Origin of the sequence: [Enterobacter] lignolyticus SCF1, assembly GCF_000164865.1 — a bacterium.
Lineage (GTDB): Bacteria > Pseudomonadota > Gammaproteobacteria > Enterobacterales > Enterobacteriaceae > Enterobacter_B > Enterobacter_B lignolyticus.
The window spans coordinates 4,293,790-4,313,827 of sequence record NC_014618.1; the positions used below are offsets into that span (position 1 = coordinate 4,293,790).

General features: G+C 57.1%; 20 protein-coding genes. 11 read left to right on the top strand and 9 right to left on the bottom strand.

Going from position 1 to position 20,038, the window contains the following annotated elements:
- Positions 1-14 precede the first annotated feature (14 nt).
- Together asd and mscM are read left to right on the top strand one after the other, a co-directional pair.
- Complete coding sequence (asd, locus tag ENTCL_RS19945) at positions 15-944, top strand: archaetidylserine decarboxylase (RefSeq protein WP_013367950.1); 930 nt, start codon at positions 15-17, stop codon at positions 942-944.
- Positions 945-962: 18 nt separating this feature from the next.
- Positions 963-4,286, top strand: coding sequence for a miniconductance mechanosensitive channel MscM (gene mscM / locus ENTCL_RS19950; RefSeq protein ID WP_013367951.1), 3,324 nt, complete (start codon positions 963-965; stop codon positions 4,284-4,286).
- Between the two features lie 44 nt (positions 4,287-4,330).
- Here mscM and epmA read toward each other — a convergent pair whose 3' ends face one another.
- The gene (epmA, locus tag ENTCL_RS19955) at positions 4,331-5,308 is read right to left on the bottom strand and encodes an elongation factor P--(R)-beta-lysine ligase (protein ID WP_013367952.1); all 978 of its coding nucleotides are present in this window, start codon (positions 5,306-5,308) and stop codon (positions 4,331-4,333) included.
- 328 nt (positions 5,309-5,636) lie between these two features.
- Between epmA and frdA the strand changes: the two genes are divergently transcribed.
- The 5 genes from frdA (at position 5,637) to ENTCL_RS19980 (ending at position 10,374) form a co-directional block, all read left to right on the top strand.
- On the top strand, positions 5,637-7,427 hold the full coding sequence (frdA, locus tag ENTCL_RS19960) for a fumarate reductase (quinol) flavoprotein subunit (RefSeq protein WP_013367953.1): 1,791 nt from the start codon (positions 5,637-5,639) through the stop codon (positions 7,425-7,427).
- Positions 7,420-8,154, top strand: a complete 735-nt coding sequence (locus tag ENTCL_RS19965; protein ID WP_013367954.1) for a succinate dehydrogenase/fumarate reductase iron-sulfur subunit — start codon at positions 7,420-7,422, stop codon at positions 8,152-8,154. Before frdA ends, ENTCL_RS19965 begins: the two co-directional genes overlap by 8 nt.
- 10 nt (positions 8,155-8,164) lie before the next feature.
- Entirely contained in the window at positions 8,165-8,560 is a 396-nt protein-coding gene (gene frdC, locus ENTCL_RS19970) for a fumarate reductase subunit FrdC (protein ID WP_013367955.1), read from the top strand.
- A gap of 10 nt (positions 8,561-8,570) precedes the next feature.
- Entirely contained in the window at positions 8,571-8,930 is a 360-nt protein-coding gene (gene frdD, locus ENTCL_RS19975; RefSeq protein ID WP_013367956.1) for a fumarate reductase subunit FrdD, read from the top strand.
- 109 nt (positions 8,931-9,039) lie between these two features.
- On the top strand, positions 9,040-10,374 hold the full coding sequence (locus tag ENTCL_RS19980) for an IS4 family transposase (protein ID WP_013364229.1): 1,335 nt from the start codon (positions 9,040-9,042) through the stop codon (positions 10,372-10,374).
- Positions 10,375-10,405: 31 nt separating this feature from the next.
- Here the strand turns inward: ENTCL_RS19980 and sugE are convergent, their stop codons facing one another.
- Entirely contained in the window at positions 10,406-10,723 is a 318-nt protein-coding gene (gene sugE / locus ENTCL_RS19985; RefSeq protein ID WP_044612021.1) for a quaternary ammonium compound efflux SMR transporter SugE, read from the bottom strand.
- Positions 10,724-10,978: 255 nt separating this feature from the next.
- On the opposite strand from sugE, the gene ENTCL_RS19990 reads away from it, so the two are divergent.
- A complete protein-coding gene (locus tag ENTCL_RS19990; RefSeq protein ID WP_013367958.1) occupies positions 10,979-11,554 on the top strand; it encodes a helix-turn-helix transcriptional regulator in 576 nt (191 codons plus the stop codon).
- A 34-nt stretch (positions 11,555-11,588) separates the two neighbouring features.
- On the opposite strand, the gene ecnB is transcribed toward ENTCL_RS19990, so the two are convergent.
- From ecnB to efp, 3 genes are all read right to left on the bottom strand, one after another.
- Positions 11,589-11,735, bottom strand: a complete 147-nt coding sequence (gene ecnB, locus ENTCL_RS19995) for a lipoprotein toxin entericidin B (RefSeq protein WP_013367959.1) — start codon at positions 11,733-11,735, stop codon at positions 11,589-11,591.
- Between the two features lie 105 nt (positions 11,736-11,840).
- Positions 11,841-11,972: an entericidin A/B family lipoprotein gene (locus ENTCL_RS23265; RefSeq protein WP_013367960.1), complete on the bottom strand. Its 132-nt coding sequence runs from the start codon at positions 11,970-11,972 to the stop codon at positions 11,841-11,843.
- Positions 11,973-12,035: 63 nt separating this feature from the next.
- The gene (gene efp, locus ENTCL_RS20000) at positions 12,036-12,602 is read right to left on the bottom strand and encodes an elongation factor P (protein WP_006816771.1); all 567 of its coding nucleotides are present in this window, start codon (positions 12,600-12,602) and stop codon (positions 12,036-12,038) included.
- Positions 12,603-12,642: 40 nt separating this feature from the next.
- Between efp and epmB the strand changes: the two genes are divergently transcribed.
- Positions 12,643-13,671: an EF-P beta-lysylation protein EpmB gene (epmB, locus tag ENTCL_RS20005; protein WP_013367961.1), complete on the top strand. Its 1,029-nt coding sequence runs from the start codon at positions 12,643-12,645 to the stop codon at positions 13,669-13,671.
- A gap of 44 nt (positions 13,672-13,715) precedes the next feature.
- On the opposite strand, the gene ENTCL_RS20010 is transcribed toward epmB, so the two are convergent.
- The 3 genes from ENTCL_RS20010 to ENTCL_RS20020 all read right to left on the bottom strand — a co-directional run bounded on the left by ENTCL_RS20010 (position 13,716) and on the right by ENTCL_RS20020 (position 16,181).
- Positions 13,716-14,069, bottom strand: coding sequence for a DUF4156 domain-containing protein (locus ENTCL_RS20010; RefSeq protein ID WP_013367962.1), 354 nt, complete (start codon positions 14,067-14,069; stop codon positions 13,716-13,718).
- Between the two features lie 131 nt (positions 14,070-14,200).
- Positions 14,201-15,844, bottom strand: a complete 1,644-nt coding sequence (groL, locus tag ENTCL_RS20015; protein WP_013367963.1) for a chaperonin GroEL — start codon at positions 15,842-15,844, stop codon at positions 14,201-14,203.
- Between the two features lie 43 nt (positions 15,845-15,887).
- Complete coding sequence (locus tag ENTCL_RS20020) at positions 15,888-16,181, bottom strand: co-chaperone GroES (RefSeq protein ID WP_013367964.1); 294 nt, start codon at positions 16,179-16,181, stop codon at positions 15,888-15,890.
- 217 nt (positions 16,182-16,398) lie between these two features.
- On the opposite strand from ENTCL_RS20020, the gene yjeH reads away from it, so the two are divergent.
- The gene (gene yjeH / locus ENTCL_RS20025) at positions 16,399-17,658 is read left to right on the top strand and encodes an L-methionine/branched-chain amino acid transporter (protein WP_013367965.1); all 1,260 of its coding nucleotides are present in this window, start codon (positions 16,399-16,401) and stop codon (positions 17,656-17,658) included.
- 37 nt (positions 17,659-17,695) lie between these two features.
- Here yjeH and ENTCL_RS20030 read toward each other — a convergent pair whose 3' ends face one another.
- Entirely contained in the window at positions 17,696-18,172 is a 477-nt protein-coding gene (locus ENTCL_RS20030) for an FxsA family protein (protein WP_013367966.1), read from the bottom strand.
- 333 nt (positions 18,173-18,505) lie between these two features.
- Here ENTCL_RS20030 and aspA point away from each other — a divergent pair, with 333 nt between their 5' ends.
- Positions 18,506-19,942, top strand: coding sequence for an aspartate ammonia-lyase (gene aspA, locus ENTCL_RS20035; RefSeq protein ID WP_013367967.1), 1,437 nt, complete (start codon positions 18,506-18,508; stop codon positions 19,940-19,942).
- Positions 19,943-20,038: the final 96 nt, after the last annotated feature.

Consider the following 20,038-nt stretch of genomic DNA (forward strand, 5'->3'; position numbering starts at 1 on the left):
GCCTGGAGGCTACTTTGTTAAATTCATTCAAACTTTCGCTGCAATACATTCTGCCGAAGCTGTGGCTGACGCGTCTCGCTGGCTGGGGCGCGAGCAAGCGGGCGGGCTGGCTGACAAAGCTGGCGATCGACCTGTTCGTCAAATGCTATAAGGTCGATATGAAAGAGGCGCAGAAGCCGGATACCGCCAGCTATCGCACCTTTAACGACTTTTTCGTACGCCCGCTGCGTGAAGACGTTCGTCCGGTGAATACCGACCCGAACGTGCTGGTCATGCCGGCCGACGGCACCCTGAACCAGCTGGGCCGCATCGAAGACGACAAGATTCTGCAGGCCAAAGGACATAACTACTCCCTGGAAGCGCTGCTGGCAGGCAACTATCTGATGGCGGACCTGTTCCGCAACGGTACTTTCGCCACCACCTACCTGTCGCCGCGCGACTATCATCGCGTTCACATGCCGTGCAACGGCATCCTGCGTGAAATGATCTACGTGCCGGGCGATCTGTTCTCCGTTAACATCCTGACGGCGCAGAACGTTCCCAATCTGTTTGCGCGTAACGAGCGCGTCATTTGCCTGTTCGATACTGAGTTTGGCCCGATGGCGCAGATTCTGGTCGGTGCGACTATCGTTGGCAGCATCGAAACCGTCTGGGCAGGCACCATCACGCCGCCGCGCGAAGGCGTTATCAAACGCTGGACGTGGCCTGCTGGCGAAAGCGAAGGCTCTGTGGCGCTGCTGAAAGGCCAGGAAATGGGCCGCTTTAAGCTGGGCTCAACGGTTATCAACCTGTTTGCGCCGGGTAAAGTACAGCTGGTGGATTCCGCGAAGGATATGTCGGTGACCCGCATCGGGCAGCCGCTGGCTATCGCCAGCGAAGCCGTAGCAACACCGGACGCTGAGCCTGCACCACAGGCGGAAGACGCAGACAAAGACGAAGGCTAACCATAAGGGTCGACTGACGTGCGCCTGATTATCACTTTCCTGATGGCCTGGTGCCTCAGCCTGGGGGCGTACGCAGCGACCGCCCCCGATGCCAAACAGATAACCCAGGAACTGGAACAGGCGAAGGCGGCCAAGCCCGCACAGCCGGAAGCCGTCGAGGCGCTTCAGTCCGCGCTCAATGCGCTCGAAGAACGCAAAGGTTCTCTCGAGCGCACGGCGCAATATCAGCAGGTTATCGATAACTTCCCCAAACTCTCCCAGACGCTTCGCACCCAGCTCAACAATCTGCGCGAAGAGCCGCGGCAGGTTCCTGCCGGGATGAGCACCGACGCGCTGAATCAGGAGATCCTGCAGGTCAGCAGCCAGCTGCTGGAAACAAGCCGTCTGGCCCAGCAGGAGCAGGAGCGCGCCCGCGAAATCGCCGACTCCTTAAGCCAGCTGCCGCAGCAGCAAACCGATACCCGCCGCCAGCTTAACGACGTCGAACGCCGCAGCGGCGCGCAGACCGGCAGCTCAGCGCTCGCCCAGGCGCAGAACTTCAGTCTGCAGGCCGAATCCGCAAAGCTGAAAGCGCAGGTCAACGAACTGGAGCTGGCCCAGCTTTCCGCCAACAACCGCCAGGAGCTGGCGCGGATGCGCTCGGAGCTGGCGCAAAAGCAGAGCGAACAGCTGGACGCCTACCTGCAGGCGCTGCGCAACCAGCTCAACAGCCTGCGCCAGCGCGAAGCTGAAAAAGCGCTGGAAAGCACGGAGCTGCTGGCGGAAAACAGCGCTAACCTACCCGCCGGCATCGTCGCCCAGTTCCGGGTAAACCGCGAGCTCTCCCAGGCGCTGAACCAGCAGGCCCAGCGCATGGATCTCGTCGCCTCCCAGCAGCGTCAGGCCACCAATCAGACCCTGCAGGTTCGCCAGGCGCTCAACACGCTGCGCGAGCAGTCGCAGTGGCTGGGATCGTCAAACCTGCTCGGCGAAGCGCTGCGCGCCCAGGTGGCGCGCCTGCCGGAAATCCCCAAACCGCAGCAGCTGGATACCGAAATGGCGCAGCTGCGCGTTCACCGCCTGCGCTATGAGGATTTGCTGAACAAACAGGCCCAGCTGCGCCAGGCGAACCAGACCGACGGCCAGCCGCTGACCGCCGAAGAGACGCGCATTCTTGACGCCCAACTCAACACCCAGCGCGAACTGCTCAATTCGCTGCTGCAGGGCGGCGACACGCTGCTCCTTGAGCTGACCAAGCTGAAGGTCGCCAACGGCCAGCTGGAAGACGCGCTACGGGAAATCAATGAGGCGACCCACCGCTATCTGTTCTGGACTTCGGACGTCAGCCCTATCTCGTTTGCCTGGCCGCTGCAAATTGTCCAGGATCTGCGCCGCCTTATCTCGCTGGATACCTTCAGCCAGCTGGGTAAAGCGTCGGTCATGATGCTGACCAGCAAGGAGACGCTGCTGCCATTTTTCGCCGCGCTGATTCTGGTCGGCTTTAGCATCAGCTCGCGCAAGCACTTTACCCGCTTCCTTGAGCGCTCCAGCGCCCGCGTCGGTAAAGTGACGCAGGATCACTTCTGGCTGACGCTGCGTACCGTGTTCTGGTCGATACTGGTCGCGTCGCCGCTGCCGGTACTGTGGATGACGCTGGGCTACGGTTTACAAGAAGCCTGGCCGTACCCGCTGGCGGTCGCGATTGGCGACAGCGTCACGGCCACGGTGCCGCTGCTGTGGGTGGTGATGATCTGCGCGACGTTCGCCCGCCCCAACGGGCTGTTCATCGCCCATTTCGGCTGGCCGCGCAATCGCGTTGGCCGCGCCATGCGCTACTACCTGATGAGCATCGGCCTTATCGTGCCGCTCATTATGGCGCTGATTACGTTCGATAAACTCAACGATCGGGAGTTCTCCGCCTCGCTGGGCCGCCTGTGCTTTATGCTGATCTGCGGCGCCCTTACGGTGGTCACGCTCAGCCTGAAGCACGCCGGTATTCCTCTATTCCATGACAAAGAGGGAAATAGCGAGAACATGATTAACCGGCTGCTGTGGAATCTGCTGCTGGGCGCGCCGCTGGCGGCCATGCTCGCGGCGGCCGTAGGCTATCTCGCCACGGCCCAGGCGCTGCTGACGCGCCTTGAGACCTCCGTCGCCATCTGGTTCCTGCTGCTGGTGATTTACCACGTTATCCGCCGCTGGATGCTGATTCAGCGCCGACGTCTGGCCTTCGATCGCGCCAAGCACCGCCGCGCCGAAATGCTGGCGCAGCGCGCCCGTGGCGAGGACGAACCGCATCATAGCAGCAGCCCTGAAGGCTCAGCGGAAACGGACATCGGCGAAGTTGACCTCGACACCATCAGCGCCCAGTCGCTGCGGCTGGTACGCTCAATCCTGATGCTGATTGCGCTGGTTTCGGTCATTGTGCTGTGGTCGGAAATTCATTCCGCCTTCGGTTTCCTGGAAAACATCTCCCTGTGGGACGTTACCTCCACGGTGCAGGGGGTAGAGAGCATTGAACCTATCACCCTCGGCGCCGTGCTGATCGCCATTCTGGTGTTTATCATCACCACCCAGCTGGTGCGCAACCTGCCGGCGCTGCTGGAGCTCGCCGTGCTGCAGCACCTGAGTCTGACGCCGGGCACCGGCTATGCCATCACCACCATCACCAAGTATTTGCTGATGCTGATTGGCGGGCTGGTCGGCTTCTCGATGATCGGCATTGAGTGGTCGAAACTGCAGTGGCTGGTGGCGGCGCTCGGCGTGGGGTTAGGTTTTGGCCTGCAGGAGATCTTCGCCAACTTTATCTCGGGCCTGATCATCTTGTTCGAAAAACCGATTCGTATCGGCGATACCGTGACGATCCGCGATCTGACGGGAAGCATCACCAAAATCAATACTCGCGCCACGACCATCAGCGACTGGGACCGTAAAGAGATCATCGTCCCCAACAAGGCGTTTATCACCGAGCAGTTCATTAACTGGTCGCTGTCGGACTCCGTAACCCGCGTGGTGCTGACGGTGCCGGCGCCTGCCGACGCCAACAGCGAAGAGGTCACGCAAATCCTCTACACGGCCGCGGAGCGCTGCTCGCTGGTGATTGATAACCCGGCGCCGGAGGTATTCCTGGTCGATCTGCAGCAGGGGATCCAGATTTTCGAGCTGCGTATTTACGCCGCCGAAATGGGGCACCGTATGCCGCTGCGTCATGAGATCCACCAGCTGATTCTGGCGGGCTTCCGCGAACACGGTATTGATATGCCGTTCCCGCCGTTCCAGATGCGTCTGGAAACGCTGGACGGCAGAAAGAGCGGGAGAACGCTGGCATCGGCGGCGCGAAGCCGCCCGGCGGGAAGTTTGTAACGCTCGCCCGGCATCCCCTCTTCCTCACCGGAGAGGGGAAACCGTTACGCCCTGTCGACGGTAAACGCAATCACATCGGCAAGCTGCTCGGCGCCCAGCGCCAGCATCACCAGACGGTCGACGCCCAGCGCCACGCCGGAGCAGTCCGGCAGGCCCGCCTGCAGCGCGCCCAGCAGATTCACGTCGATGGGCTGCTGCACCAGACCGCGCGCGGCGCGCTTACGGTTGTCCTGCTCAAAGCGCTGCTGCTGCTCGCGGGCGTCGGTCAGCTCGTGGAAACCATTCGCCAGCTCAATGCCTTTGTAATACACCTCAAAACGCTCCGCCACCCGGTGATCTTCGGTGCTGATCTGCGCAAGCGACGCCTGGCTTGCCGGGAAATGGTAGACAAACGTCGGCCGGTCCTTGCCGATGTGCGGCTCAACGCCGAACGCAAACAGCAGCTGCAGCAGCGTATCGCGGTCCTCTTCCGTCTCCGCCACGTTGCTCAGGTCCAGTTTTGCCGCCGCTTCGCGCAGCTGCGGTTTGTCCGCCGACAGCGGGTCTATCTCCAGGTGACGCTGAAACGCCTGCTGATAGGAGAGGCTTTCCGCTGGCTGGCACTCAAGCACCTGCTGCAGCAGATCGTCGACTTCGTTAATCAGCCGGTACATGTCGTAATGCGGGCGGTACCACTCCAGCATGGTGAATTCCGGATTGTGGTGGCGCCCCATCTCTTCATTGCGAAAGCTGCGGCACAGCTGAAATACCGGACCGCATCCGGCCGCCAGCAGGCGTTTCATGTGGTATTCCGGGCTGGTCATCAGATACAGATTCATCCCCTGCGAGTGACCGGGGCCGACAAAACGGGTTTCAAACGGCACCAGATGAATATCGGTTACCGTTGCCTGACTCATGCAAGGCGTCTCCACCTCCAATACGCCGCGGTCAGCAAAGAAGCGGCGGATTTCCGCCATAATGGCCGCACGTTTCAACAGGTTTGGGATGGATGCGCTCGGCTGCCAGGTTGCCGTTTCGCTCATGGTGATTCTCTCCGATTTCTGACAAGGGCACGAAGTCTACCCGTAAGCGTCCGGTGAGACAAATTTTGCACAGAGATAATCACCACGTCCTGGACACTTAATAAACGACAATGACCTGGTTTAGTAACTAAATTAATCAGAATCAGTGATAAATCGGGCGGACGGGACGCTAAAAAAATCGAACACGTCAAATTTCCCTCGTAGTCTTATGGATATACTGTTTTACCCATAAAGGAGCAGTGGAATCGCTTTCGCAATTGCTGCCGCTGGTAAGTGAACTACCTTTGGTAATGCGCATTGCGAAATAACAACAATCTGGAGGAATGTCGTGCAAACCTTTCAAGCCGATCTTGCCATTATAGGCGCTGGCGGCGCGGGATTACGTACTGCTATTGCAGCAGCACAGGCCAATCCCAACGCTAAAATCGCATTGATTTCAAAGGTCTATCCTATGCGCAGCCACACCGTCGCCGCTGAAGGCGGCTCTGCGGCGGTTGCTCAGGACCATGACAGCTTTGAATATCATTTCCACGATACCGTCGCCGGCGGCGACTGGCTTTGCGAGCAGGATGTCGTCGATTACTTCGTACATCACTGCCCAACGGAGATGACGCAGCTGGAACAATGGGGATGCCCATGGAGCCGCCGACCTGACGGTAGCGTCAACGTCCGCCGCTTTGGGGGGATGAAAATCGAGCGCACCTGGTTTGCCGCAGATAAAACCGGCTTCCACATGCTCCACACCCTCTTCCAGACTTCTCTGCAGTTCCCACAAATTCAGCGTTTTGACGAGCACTTCGTGCTGGACATCCTGGTGGATGACGGCCAGGCACGCGGTCTTGTCGCCATGAACATGATGGAAGGCACGCTGGTGCAGATCCGCGCTAACGCGGTGGTGCTGGCGACCGGCGGCGCAGGCCGCGTCTATCGCTATAACACCAACGGCGGCATCGTAACCGGCGACGGTATGGGCATGGCGCTCAGCCACGGCGTTCCGCTGCGCGACATGGAGTTCGTCCAGTATCACCCGACCGGTCTGCCGGGCTCCGGTATCCTGATGACCGAAGGCTGCCGCGGCGAAGGCGGTATTCTGGTGAACAAAAACGGCTACCGCTACCTGCAGGATTACGGCATGGGCCCGGAAACCCCGCTTGGCGAGCCGAAGAACAAGTACATGGAACTGGGTCCGCGCGACAAAGTTTCTCAGGCCTTCTGGCACGAGTGGCGTAAAGGCAACACTATCTCCACGCCGCGCGGCGATGTCGTCCACCTTGACCTGCGCCATTTAGGCGAGAAAAAGCTGCTGGAACGCCTGCCGTTCATCTGCGAGCTGGCGAAAGCCTACGTCGGCGTCGATCCGGTCAAAGAGCCGATTCCGGTACGTCCGACCGCGCACTACACCATGGGCGGCATTGAAACCAACCAGCAGTGCGAAAGCCGGATTACGGGCCTGTTTGCCGTTGGCGAATGCTCCTCCGTCGGCCTGCACGGCGCTAACCGCCTTGGCTCCAACTCGCTGGCAGAACTGGTGGTGTTTGGCCGCCTGGCGGGCGAATCCGCGATGGAACGCGCCGCAACGGCCGGCGAGGCCAACGGCGCGGCGCTGGACGCACAGGTTGCCGACGTTGAAAAACGCCTGAAGGCGCTGGTCAACCAGGAAGGCAACGAAAACTGGGCGAAGATCCGCGACGAAATGGGTCTGTCGATGGAAGAGGGTTGCGGTATCTACCGTACGCCTGAGCTGATGCAAAAAACCGTCGATAAGCTGGCCGAACTGCAGGAGCGCTTCAAGCGCGTGCGCATTACCGACACCTCCAGCGTGTTCAACACCGACCTGCTCTACACTATTGAGCTGGGCCACGGTCTGAACGTCGCCGAGTGTATGGCGCACTCCGCCCTGGCGCGTAAAGAATCCCGCGGCGCGCACCAGCGCCTGGACGAAGGTTGCACCGAGCGCGACGACGTCAATTTCCTCAAGCACACGCTCGCGTTCCGCGATGCCGATGGTACAACACGCCTCGACTACAGCGACGTGAAGATCACCACGCTGCCGCCGGCAAAACGCGTGTACGGTGCCGAAGCAGAAGCAGCCGAGAAGAAGGAGACGGCGAATGGCTGAGATGAATAATCTGAAAATTGAGGTGGTGCGTTACAACCCGGAAGTGGACACCACCCCTCATAGCGCGTTTTACGAAGTACCGTATGACGAGCAAACGTCGCTGCTGGATGCGCTGGGTTACATCAAAGATAACCTCGCGCCTGACCTGAGCTACCGCTGGTCCTGCCGTATGGCTATCTGCGGCTCCTGCGGCATGATGGTCAACAACGTGCCGAAGCTGGCCTGTAAAACCTTCCTGCGCGACTACACGAAGGGCATCAGGGTTGAGGCGCTGGCCAACTTCCCGATCGAACGCGATCTGGTGGTCGACATGACCCACTTTATCGAAAGCCTGGAAGCGATTAAGCCTTACATTATCGGCAACCCGCGCACACCGGACCAGGGGCCGAACACGCAGACCCCGGCGCAGATGGAGAAATACCATCAGTTCTCCGGGTGCATCAACTGCGGCCTGTGCTATGCCGCGTGCCCGCAGTTTGGTCTGAACCCTGAGTTTATCGGCCCGGCGGCGATTACGCTGGCGCACCGCTATAACGAAGACAGCCGTGACCACGGCAAGAAAGAGCGTATGCCACAGCTGAACGGCAAGAATGGCGTATGGAGCTGTACGTTCGTCGGCTTCTGCTCGGAAGTGTGTCCGAAGCACGTCGATCCGGCTGCTGCCATTCAGCAGGGGAAAGTGGAAAGTTCGAAAGACTTTCTTATCGCTACCCTGAAACCACGCTAAGGAGTGCAACATGACGACGAAACGCAAACCCTATGTGCGGCCAATGACGTCCACATGGTGGAAAAAACTGCCCTTTTATCGCTTCTACATGATTCGTGAAGGGACGGCAGTGCCGACGGTATGGTTCAGTATCGTACTGATTTACGGCTTGTTCGCGCTCAAGCACGGTCCGGAAAGCTGGGCAGGTTTTGTCGGTTTCCTGCAAAACCCGATTGTGGTGATCTTAAACCTCATCACCCTGGCTGCTGCGGTATTGCACACCAAAACCTGGTTTGAGCTGGCGCCGAAAGCCGCCAATATCATTGTTAAAGGCGAGAAAATGGGGCCTGAGCCGGTGATTAAGGGGCTGTGGGCGGTGACTGCGGTCGTGACCGTGGTTGTCCTGTTTGTGGCGCTGTTCTGGTAAGGAGACCCTGATGATCAATCCAAATCCAAAACGTTCTGACGAACCGGTATTCTGGGGCCTGTTTGGCGCAGGCGGTATGTGGGGCGCAATTATCGCACCGGTTATCGTGCTGATTGTCGGCCTGCTGCTGCCGTTGGGCCTGGCGCCGGAAGGCGCGTTCAGCTACGAGCGCGTAATGGCGTTCGCGCAGAGCTTCATCGGCCGCGCGTTCATCTTCCTGATGATTGTCCTGCCGCTGTGGTGCGGCCTGCACCGTATTCACCATGCGATGCACGACCTGAAAATTCACGTACCGAACGGTAAGTGGGTATTCTACGGGCTGGCAGCCATCCTGAGCGTTGTCGCGCTGGTTGGCGTGCTCTTCATCTAAACGCAAAATGCCCGGCCTGAGCCGGTAATGCCGATCAGTTAAGGATCGGTTGACCGATCCAGTGGCTGTGTAAGAATCCGGAAATGCTCACCCGTTTCCGGATTTTTTTATGCACATTGGACAGGCTCTTGATCTTGTTTCCCGTTACGATTCTTTGCGTAACCCACTGACTTCTTTAGGGGATTATCTCGACCCTGAACTTATCTCACGTTGCCTTGCTGAGTCCGGCACAGTCACCCTGCGCAAGCGCCGCCTGCCGCTGGAAATGATGGTCTGGTGTATTGTCGGTATGGCGCTTGAGCGTAAGGAGCCTCTTCACCAGATTGTTAATCGCCTGGATATCATGCTGCCGGGCGACCGTCCTTTCGTCGCCCCCAGTGCCGTTATTCAGGCCCGCCAGCGTCTGGGGAGTGAGGCCGTTCGCCGTGTATTCACCCAAACCGCACAACTCTGGCATGGAGCCACGGCACATCCACACTGGTGCGGCCTGACGCTGCTGGCCGTGGATGGCGTGGTCTGGCGAACACAGGATACGCCGGAAAATGATACAGCCTTCCCGCGTCAGACACACGGCGGAAAACCGGGACTCTATCCGCAGGTAAAAATGGTCTGCCAGATGGAGCTGACCAGCCATCTGCTCACGGCTGCAGCCTTTGGCACAATGAAAGAGAGCGAAAATGCACTCGCAGAGCAGCTGATATCTCAGACAGGTGATAACACACTGACTTTGATGGATAAAGGTTATTACTCGCTGGGTCTGCTGAACGCCTGGAGCCTGGCGGGAGAACACCGGCACTGGATGATCCCGCTGAAAAAGGGAGCACAGTATGAAGAGGAGAGAAAGCTGGGTAAAGGCGATCACCTGGTCACGCTGAAAACCAGCCCGCAGGCACGGAAAAAATGGCCGGAGCTGGGTGAAGAAATAACAGCGCGACTGCTGACGTTCACTCGTAAAGGAAAAGTCTGCCATCTGCTGACGTCAATGACGGATGCAATGCGCTTCCCGGGCGGTGAGATGGCAGACCTGTACGGCCATCGGTGGGAAATCGAACTGGGTTACAGGGAGATAAAACAGACGATGCAACTGAGCAGACTGACGCTGAGAAGTAAAAAGCCAGAGCTTGTAGAACAGGAGCTCTGGGGAGTGTTACTGGCCTATAATCTTGTGAGATATCAGATGATTAAAATGGCGGGAAGCCTGAAGGGATACTGGCCGAATCAGCTAAGCTTCTCAGAATCATGTGGAATGGTGATGCGAATGCTGATGACTCTGCAGGGCGCTTCGCCAGGTCGTATCCCGGAGCTGATGCGTGATCTTGAAAGCATGGGACAGTTGGTGAAATTACCGATAAGAAGGGAAAGAGCCTTCCCGCGAACAGTAAAAGAAAGGCCCCAGAAATACAGTAAAACCTGGAGAAAAACAGCCAGTCAGTCGCTTAACTGACTGGCATTACCGGCCTGAGCCGGGCATTTTTTTAGTGCGTACTGAGCTTCAGGCCGATAATCCCGCACACGATAAGCGCAAGGCTCAGGATACGCGCCAGGCTTGCCGACTCGCCCAGCAGCAGGATCCCCGTTATCGCCGCGCCGACCGCGCCAATTCCCGTCCAGACCGCATACGCCGTCCCTACCGGCAGGCTTTTCATCGCCCATGACAGCAGCGCAACGCTGGCGACCATCGCCACGACCGTAATCACGCTCGGCACCAGTCGACTAAATCCGTGGGTATATTTCAGGCCAACGGCCCACACAACTTCCAGAAGACCGGCAATCAGCAAAATTAACCAGGACATATGACTCCAGATGGGGTCGTCCCCGTTATTAAAAGATACGCTTACGGGTCGTCCCGTAAGGTCAGTGAGAATAGTCATTCTAGCGCCCTTTTCCGTTGTTTCAAGAAATTTGCGTTAGGGAAACTTTTCTATGCGATTCAGTGAAATAGGCGTATTTTCCCTCGCAGATCGGGGGTTTACATGGCAAGGCCTTCTTTATGATGACAATTCGGTTTATTAGCGGCCGCGAAAATTAACCTTCGCTCTCATAACAGCATGTATAAAATCCTGATAATTGATCGCTGCTACTTCAGCCGCTTCGGGCTGGAAACGTGGTTGCAGCAGGTCAATGGCAGTCACATTTTCCTTGTTACCAGCCTGAACAGTTTACTGTTGGCGCGCGCGCATATTGAAAGCTGGCAGCCTCATTTGGTTATTGCCGACCTGTCAGGATTTGAGAGGGACCCGCAGCAGGCGCACGTGATCCCCCCGCTGCTGAATCTGTGCAACCAGCGTTCGCGCCTGCTGCTGCTCCACCCGGACGCGCCGGACTACAGCGCAACGGCGGTCGCCAGCAAACAGGTCTCGCTTGATGTCATCAATCACATTATCCACACGACCCTGCATTCCGGCCCCAGCATTCCCCCAGCGCGCATCGCCACGCCGCTGTTAACCCGCCAGGAAGAGAAGGTGCTTTCGCTGTGGATGGAGGGGGCCAGCAATCTGATGATTGCCCGCGAGATGAATATCAACAGTAAAACGGTGTATACCTACAAGCGGAATATTCGTCTGAAGCTCAACATGGAGAACCGCTTCTCTCCGTTCATTCCGCTCGCGGACTGCACGCAATAGCGGTACGGCAAAGTCGCCGTACCGGCGATGGTGCCTACTGCTGCGCTTTCGTCGCTGCGCCGGAAATTACGCTACCGCCTTCTGAAATATCTTCGCCCACGCCGCGCGCGGTGTTGCACGCCGTCAGTACAGAGGAGAGCACCAGGAGAGAAAAGAACGCTGCAAGTGTTTTCTTAAACATAGTTGTCATCCTTTAATTGCCCGTTTTTGTTGTGTAGCAACATAAGCATAGACAATCTCCCTGTCTCTGAAGGGGAAGGAGATAATTTTAAGACGAAGCGAAAAATCAGCCGGCGGCGTGCGAGATGGAGTTGCCCAGATGCTTGACGTCCTCGCCAAAACCACGGAAGGTGTTACAGCCAGAAAGTGCGAGACTTGCGATAAAAAAAACAACCAAAAGTTTCAGTAAGCGATTCATTGTTTCTGCCCTGAAAAGATACCAGCACAGCCAACGCTGCGCTGGAAATCCTTATAGCATGAATTACTTCACGCGAGAAACATATTCACCAGAGCGGGTGTCAACTTTGATAACTTCGCCGATCTGTACGAACAGCGGAACCTTAACCACGGCGCCGGTGCTCAGGGTAGCCGGCTTGCCGCCAGTACCTGCGGTATCGCCTTTCAGGCCTGGATCGGTTTCCACGATTTCCAGCTCAACGAAGTTCGGCGGGGTCACGGAAATCGGCTGGCCGTTCCACAGGGTCACGATGCACTCGGCCTGATCCAGCAGCCATTTCGCGTTATCGCCAACGGCTTTCTCATCAGCAGCCAGCTGTTCGAACGTTTCGTTGTTCATGAAGTGGTAGAACTCGCCGTCGTTGTACAGGAAGGTCAGGTTCATATCCACAACATCTGCGCCTTCAGCAGAGTCGGTAGATTTAAAGGTTTTCTCTACGCGGGTGCCGGTCAGCAGGCGGCGCAGCTTAACGCGCGCAAATGCCTGGCCTTTACCTGGTTTAACGAATTCGCTGGCTTCAACCGCGTACGGTTCGCCGTCCATCATGATTTTAAGACCGGCACGAAAATCGTTGCTATAGTAAGTCGCCATAAGGCCCTCTGAAATTGTTAACTGGTAGCTAAGCCACAAAATGGCGCATATTGTAACCCTAAATACCCCGTCCAGAGAAGATTGGTTATCGCAACTTGCCGATGTAATCACCAGTCCTGATGAACTGCTTCGTCTGTTAGACCTTGAAGCGAATGAAGATTTGCTCGCAGGACGGGAGGCAAAACGCCTCTTCGCCCTGCGCGTTCCCCGCGCGTTCGTGGCGCGGATGGAAAAAGGCAATCCCAACGATCCGCTGCTAAAACAAGTAATTACATCGCAAGATGAGTTTGTTGCCGCCCCCGGGTTCAGTACCGATCCGCTGGAGGAACAGCACAGCGTGGTGCCGGGTTTGCTGCACAAATACCTCAATCGCGCGCTGCTGCTGGTCAAAGGCGGCTGCGCGGTAAATTGTCGTTATTGCTTCCGCCGCCACTTCCCGTATGCCGAAAATCAGGGCAACAAGCGCAACTGGCAGGTGGCGCTGGCGTATATCGCCGCCCATCCGGAGCTGGATGAAATCATTTTTTCCGGCGGCGACCCGCTGATGGCCAAAGACCATGAGCTCGACTGGCTCATCAGCGAGCTGGAGGCTATCCCGCATATTAAGCGTCTGCGCATCCACAGCCGTCTGCCTGTCGTTATCCCGGCGCGTATTACCGGGGCGCTGGCGGAACGTTTCGCCCGCTCGTCGCTGCAAATTCTGCTGGTCAACCATATCAACCACGCGCAGGAGATTGACGACGACTTCCGGGCGGCGATGAAAACGCTGCGCCAGGCGGGGGTGACGTTATTGAACCAGAGCGTGCTGCTGCGCGGCGTCAACGATAACGCGCAGACGCTGGCGAATCTCAGCAACGCGCTGTTTGACGCGGGCGTCATGCCCTACTACCTGCACGTGCTGGATAAGGTCCAGGGCGCGGCGCATTTTATGGTGAGCGATGACGAAGCCCGCACGATCGTACGTGAGCTGCTGACGTTGATATCCGGGTATATGGTGCCGAAACTGGCGAGAGAGATTGGCGGTGAGCCGAGTAAAACGCCGCTGGACTTGCAGCTGCGGCAGAGCTGAGAAAGCGACCCTCTCCCACGGGAGAGGGCTTCAGCCAGCGCAAATCAGTTTTTGCACTTATAAACCTGGCCGATCATTTCGCTGTCGGTCGGGACAAAGCTGGAGAGCATTCCCTGAGTCGGGCTGCTTACGCCATAAATCACGTTACCGCCCATTTCAGCGGCCTGGTTACGCAGCGCATTCGCCGCGCCACGCATAGAACCGCCCTCTTCACCGTGCTGACCAGAAAGCCAGTTGCTCTGCTTACCGGTCGCCGTGCCTAACAGCTGGCATTCGCTACCTGGCTTATCTTCTACAAAGCGAACGCTCTGTCCGCCTGCGGTTAATTCATTGCTGGAGCTGCAACCCGCCAGAAGTAATACGGCACCGACGATCCCTGCACAGACTTTTACGCGCATGTTATTCCTCGTTATCACCAGGATGGATATCATTATTCTGTTGAACGTTATACTAGAAAGATGACCAAAAGAAAAACCCCCATGACATTATCTGCCACAGGGGTTTCTTTATCGCTTCACGGGGGCGTGAATTACATCATGCCGCCCATGCCGCCCATGCCGCCCATACCGGCAGCACCTAAGTCAGGCGCGTCGCCTTTCGGCAGGTCGGTCACCATGCACTCGGTGGTGATCATCAGACCGGCAACAGAGGCCGCGTACTGCAGCGCAGAACGGGTCACTTTGGTCGGATCCAGGATACCCATGTCGATCATGTTGCCGTATTCTTCGGTCGTCGCGTTGTAACCGTAGTTACCTTCGCCCGCACGGACGTTGTTCGCAACCACAGACGGCTCTTCGCCGCAGTTCAGAACGATCTGACGCAGCGGAGACTCCATTGCGCGCAGCGCAACTTTGATACCCACGTTCTGGTCTTCGTTCTGACCTTTCAGGCCAGCGATTTTCGCCGCTACGCGGATCAGCGCAACGCCGCCGCCCGCGACCACGCCTTCTTCTACCGCAGCACGTGTTGCGTGCAGGGCATCTTCAACGCGCGCTTTCTTCTCTTTCATTTCAACTTCGGTAGCCGCACCGACTTTGATAACCGCAACGCCGCCTGCCAGTTTCGCTACGCGCTCCTGCAGTTTTTCACGGTCGTAATCGGAAGTTGCTTCTTCGATCTGCTGGCGAATCTGAGCCACACGGCCCTGAATTGCCGCTTCGTCGCCCACGCCATCGATGATGGTGGTGGTGTCTTTGTTGATCACCACGCGTTTTGCCTGGCCCAGGTCTTCCAGGGTCGCTTTTTCCAGCTCCATACCGATCTCTTCAGAGATAACGGTACCGCCGGTCAGAGTCGCGATATCCTGCAGCATGGCTTTACGACGGTCGCCGAAGCCCGGCGCTTTCACCGCAGCCACTTTCACGATGCCGCGCATGGTGTTAACCACCAGCGTCGCCAGCGCTTCGCCTTCAACGTCTTCAGCGATGATAACCAGCGGCTTGCCGGCTTTCGCTACAGCTTCCAGCACCGGCAGCATTTCGCGGATGTTGGAGATTTTCTTATCAGCCAGCAGGATGAACGGGCTTTCCAGCTCTACGGCGCCAGTTTCCGGCTTGTTGATGAAGTAAGGAGACAGGTAGCCGCGGTCGAACTGCATACCTTCAACCACGTCCAGCTCGTCCTGCAGGCCGGTACCGTCTTCAACGGTGATCACGCCTTCTTTACCAACTTTATCCATCGCTTCAGCGATCAGTTTACCGACGGTTTCGTCGGAGTTAGCGGAGATGGTGCCTACCTGAGCGATAGCTTTGGAGTCAGAGCACGGTACGGACAGCGCTTTCAGCTCTTCAACAGCAGCCTGAACCGCTTTGTCGATACCGCGTTTCAGGTCCATCGGGTTCATGCCCGCCGCAACGGCCTTCAGGCCTTCGGTGATGATGGACTGAGCCAGTACGGTTGCGGTGGTGGTGCCGTCGCCTGCCGCGTCGTTCGCTTTAGAGGCAACTTCTTTCACCATCTGCGCGCCCATGTTTTCGAACTTGTCTTCCAGCTCGATTTCACGCGCTACGGAAACACCATCTTTGGTGATGGTCGGTGCACCGAAAGATTTATCCAGAACCACGTTACGGCCTTTCGGACCGAGGGTAACTTTCACTGCATCTGCCAGTACGTTCACGCCGCGCAGCATTTTTACACGAGCGTCGTTACCGAATTTTACGTCTTTAGCTGCCATTTTCTCTTTCCCTTAAATTCGTATGTTCAGTGTCGCGCGTGAATTACGCTTCAACAATTGCCAGAATGTCGCTTTCGGACATGATCAACACTTCTTCATTGTCGATCTTTTCAGATTTCACGCCGTAGCCGTCGTTGAAAATGACGATATCGCCCACTTTCACGTCCAGCGGCTGCACAGTACCGTTTTCCAGGATGCGGCCCTTACCGACAGCGATGATTTCGCCACGAGTTGATTTACCTGCTGCAGAACCGGTCAGCACGATGCCGCCTGCGGATTTGGATTCAACTTCTTTGCGTTTGACGATCACACGATCATGTAACGGACGAATACTCATTGATAGCTCTCCTTTGAGAAAGTCTTTATCAGTTATGGGTGACGCCGGTCCGCATACGGTTTTCCGGCTAGTGACCTGAGAGATGGGGATGGGTATTTTCGCCTTCAAGGGGGAGACTAAAAAAAAATTTAGAATCCATCACGCGTCACAAAACGCGGCGGCCGTACGGGGGAAAAGCAATGTGCTACCATGGTTTTTTCCCTATCGGGTGGCTGTGATGAGTGGTTTAAAACAAGAGCTGGGGCTGACGCAGGGTATCGGGCTGCTGTCGACGTCGCTGCTGGGCACCGGCGTTTTCGCCGTTCCCGCCCTCGGCGCGTTAGTGGCAGGCGATAACAGCCTGTGGGCGTGGCCGGTGCTGATCGTTCTCGTATTTCCCATCGCCATCGTTTTTGCGCTGCTGGGCCGCCATTTCCCCAGCGCCGGCGGCGTGGCGCATTTTGTCGGTATGGCGTTCGGCCCCCGGCTGGCGCGGGTGACCGGCTGGCTGTTTTTGTCGGTGATCCCGGTCGGGTTACCCGCCGCGCTGCATATCGCCACCGGCTTTAGCCAGGCGCTGTTCGGCTGGCATGACGAGCAGCTGCTGCTGGCGGAGCTCGGCACGCTGGCGATGGTGTGGTGGGTCGGCTCTCGCGGCGCCAGCACCAGCGCGAACCTGCAAACCCTGGTGGCGATTCTGGTGATGGCGCTTATCGTCGCGCTCTGGTGGGCGGGCGATATTACGCTTGCCCGCATCCCCTTCCCACCCGTCGCCGCCGTCGACACGTCGCAGCTTTTCGCCGCGCTGTCGGTCATGTTCTGGTGCTTCGTCGGCCTGGAAGCGTTCGCCCATATGGCGTCGGAATTCAAACACCCCGAGCGCGACTTCCCGCGGGCGCTGATGATCGGCCTGCTGCTGGCGGGCGCCGTATACTGGGCCTGCACGGTGCTGGTGCTGCACTTTCACGCCTTCGGCGAGAACGTTGCCGCCGCAACCTCGCTGCCGTCGATCGTGGTCACGCTGTTTGGCGTTAAAGCGCTCTGGATGGCGAGCGTCGTCGGTTTTCTGGCCTGCTTCGCCAGCCTGAATATCTATATTCAAAGCTTTGCCCGCCTGGTGTGGTCGCAGGCGCAGTACCGCCCGCGCAGCTACCTGGCGCAGCTCTCACCGCGTTTAATTCCCCGCAATGCGCTGAACGCGGTGCTCGTCTGCTGCGTGCTCAGCACCCTGTGCATCTATACGCTCAAAATCAACCTTGAGGCGCTGATCGTGTACGCCAACGGCATTTTCATCATGATTTATCTGCTGTGCATGCTGGCGGGCTGTCGGCTGCTGAAGGGGCGCTACAGGGCGCTGGCCGTTATCGGCGGCGCGCTGTGCCTGATGCTGCTGGCGATGGTGGGTTGGAAAAGTCTGTATGCCATTATCATGCTGGCGGCGCTGTGGCTGTTTTTGCCAAAACGAAAAATAGCTGAAAATCACCGCCAGGCCGGATAAGCGTTAGCGCCATCCGGCCTGCAAATCGACAAAACCATTAATCGCGGCGATCGTCTTTATGGTCCAGGCGATCGCGCTCCTCGTCTTTACGTTGAAACTCACCGTCAAAGGTGTCTCCGCCGCCGGTTCCGGCGCTAAAACCGCCGCCCGGCGTCCGGGAAAAGCGCAGGTGCGGCATCAGCTTCAGCGTCAGGTGTTTCTGCACCGGCGGCAACAGCAGCAGCAGGCCGAGGAAGTCGGTGAAAAAGCCGGGCACCACCAGCAGCAAACCGGCAATAATCAGCGACACGCTTTTGATCATCTCCGCCGCCGGGCTTTCGCCCGCCTGCATTTTTTGCTGCATCAGCACAAAGTTTTTGAATCCCTGATTGCGCACCAGTGACATGCCGATGACCGAGCTCAGGATAACCAAAATCAGGGTCAGCAGGACGCCCAGCACATGCGCAACCTGAATGAAGATAGAGATCTCAATGTAGACATACAAAAAGATGACAATAAAAGGTATCCAGCGCACTGGCTTCTCCTGTAAAAACAGCCGCCAGGGGCGTCTGTGGTCATGATGTTGCGAATCGCATGGTCAAGAAATGGAGATGAAATCTCGCTTTTCAATCCATTCGACACTTTTTCCCAGAGAATTATTTATGCGGTGACACATTTCACAGATTAATAATTCTGATACAAATCCTCGCCCTTTAAGTGATCCAGATTACTGCAATTCGCTATTATCAGCATATGATCATTGGTACCGGGCCGATTAAGGAGATAATCGTCGGTCAGAAAACGCACAAAACCGTACTCATTCTGTGTGTTTGGTGAATTCATTGGCAGCTTGAAAAAGAAGGTTCACATGTTAAACAACATTCGTATCGAAGAAGACTTGTTGGGCACCAGGGAAGTTCCAGCGGACGCGTACTACGGTGTCCACACTCTGAGAGCGATTGAAAACTTCTACATCAGCAACAGCAAAATCAGCGACATTCCTGAGTTTGTCCGTGGCATGGTGATGGTGAAAAAGGCCGCGGCGCTGGCGAACAGGGAACTGCAGACCATTCCAAAGAACGTGGCTAACGCTATTATCGCCGCCTGTGACGAAGTGCTTAACAACGGCAAATGCATGGACCAGTTCCCGGTAGACGTCTACCAGGGCGGCGCCGGTACCTCCGTAAACATGAATACCAACGAAGTGTTGGCCAACATTGGTCTGGAGCTGATGGGTCACCAGAAAGGTGAATATCAGTATCTGAACCCGAACGACCACGTCAACAAATGCCAGTCCACTAACGACGCCTACCCGACCGGTTTCCGTATCGCGGTATACGCCTCTGTGGTCAAACTGGTGGATGCTATTAACCAGCTGGGCGACGGCTTCCAGCGTAAAGCGGTTGAATTCCAGGACATCCTGAAAATGGGCCGTACCCAGCTGCAGGATGCGGTGCCGATGACCCTCGGCCAGGAATTCCACGCGTTCAACGTCCTGCTCAACGAAGAGACCCGCAACCTGCTGCGCACTTCCGAGCTGCTGCTGGAAGTGAACCTGGGCGCGACCGCCATCGGTACTCGCCTGAACACGCCTGACGGCTATCAGCACCTGGCGGTACAGAAACTGGCGGAAGTCAGCTCCCTGCCGGTTATCCCGGCGGAAGACCTGATTGAAGCGACCTCCGACTGCGGCGCCTACGTGATGGTGCACAGCGCCCTCAAGCGCCTGGCGGTGAAACTGTCCAAAATCTGTAACGACCTGCGTCTGCTCTCCTCCGGCCCGCGCGCTGGCCTGAACGAAATCAACCTGCCGGAACTGCAGGCCGGTTCGTCCATCATGCCGGCTAAAGTGAACCCGGTCGTACCGGAAGTCGTCAACCAGGTATGCTTTAAAGTTATCGGCAACGACACTACCGTCACCATGGCGTCTGAAGCAGGCCAGCTGCAGCTGAACGTGATGGAGCCGGTCATCGGCCAGGCGATGTTTGAATCTATTCACATCCTGACCAACGCCTGCTATAACCTGCTGGAGAAATGCATCAACGGTATTACCGCCAACAAAGCGGTGTGCGAAGGCTATGTCTACAACTCCATCGGTATCGTCACCTATCTCAACCCGTTCATCGGCCACCACAATGGCGATATCGTGGGCAAGATTTGTGCGGAAACCGGTAAGAGCGTACGTGAAGTCGTGCTGGAACGCGGCCTGCTGACCGAAGCGGAGCTGGACGACATCTTTTCGCCGCAGAACCTGATGCACCCGGCGTATAAAGCTAAGCGTTACACCGATGAAAGCGAACAATAATAGTTCGGGTTAAAGTTGTAAAAGGCACGTCAGCAGTGGCGTGCCTTTTTTACTTTTATTGGATACCGAAACACAACATTTAATTATCCAAAAATC

What these genes read in the sequence shown, in the direction of transcription:
- efp (WP_006816771.1), bottom strand. Translation starts at nt 12,602, where the DNA reads ATGGCGACTTACTATAGCAACGATTTTCGTGCCGGTCTTAAAATCATG.
- ENTCL_RS23265 (WP_013367960.1), bottom strand. Translation starts at nt 11,972, where the DNA reads ATGAATCGCTTACTGAAACTTTTGGTTGTTTTTTTTATCGCAAGTCTC.
- frdD (WP_013367956.1), top strand. Translation starts at nt 8,571, where the DNA reads ATGATCAATCCAAATCCAAAACGTTCTGACGAACCGGTATTCTGGGGC.
- ENTCL_RS19980 (WP_013364229.1), top strand. Translation starts at nt 9,040, where the DNA reads ATGCACATTGGACAGGCTCTTGATCTTGTTTCCCGTTACGATTCTTTG.
- ENTCL_RS19990 (WP_013367958.1), top strand. Translation starts at nt 10,979, where the DNA reads ATGTATAAAATCCTGATAATTGATCGCTGCTACTTCAGCCGCTTCGGG.
- sugE (WP_044612021.1), bottom strand. Translation starts at nt 10,723, where the DNA reads ATGTCCTGGTTAATTTTGCTGATTGCCGGTCTTCTGGAAGTTGTGTGG.
- ENTCL_RS20010 (WP_013367962.1), bottom strand. Translation starts at nt 14,069, where the DNA reads ATGCGCGTAAAAGTCTGTGCAGGGATCGTCGGTGCCGTATTACTTCTG.
- ecnB (WP_013367959.1), bottom strand. Translation starts at nt 11,735, where the DNA reads ATGTTTAAGAAAACACTTGCAGCGTTCTTTTCTCTCCTGGTGCTCTCC.
- groL (WP_013367963.1), bottom strand. Translation starts at nt 15,844, where the DNA reads ATGGCAGCTAAAGACGTAAAATTCGGTAACGACGCTCGTGTAAAAATG.
- ENTCL_RS19965 (WP_013367954.1), top strand. Translation starts at nt 7,420, where the DNA reads ATGGCTGAGATGAATAATCTGAAAATTGAGGTGGTGCGTTACAACCCG.
- epmB (WP_013367961.1), top strand. Translation starts at nt 12,643, where the DNA reads ATGGCGCATATTGTAACCCTAAATACCCCGTCCAGAGAAGATTGGTTA.
- ENTCL_RS20020 (WP_013367964.1), bottom strand. Translation starts at nt 16,181, where the DNA reads ATGAGTATTCGTCCGTTACATGATCGTGTGATCGTCAAACGCAAAGAA.
- epmA (WP_013367952.1), bottom strand. Translation starts at nt 5,308, where the DNA reads ATGAGCGAAACGGCAACCTGGCAGCCGAGCGCATCCATCCCAAACCTG.
- yjeH (WP_013367965.1), top strand. Translation starts at nt 16,399, where the DNA reads ATGAGTGGTTTAAAACAAGAGCTGGGGCTGACGCAGGGTATCGGGCTG.
- aspA (WP_013367967.1), top strand. Translation starts at nt 18,506, where the DNA reads ATGTTAAACAACATTCGTATCGAAGAAGACTTGTTGGGCACCAGGGAA.
- frdC (WP_013367955.1), top strand. Translation starts at nt 8,165, where the DNA reads ATGACGACGAAACGCAAACCCTATGTGCGGCCAATGACGTCCACATGG.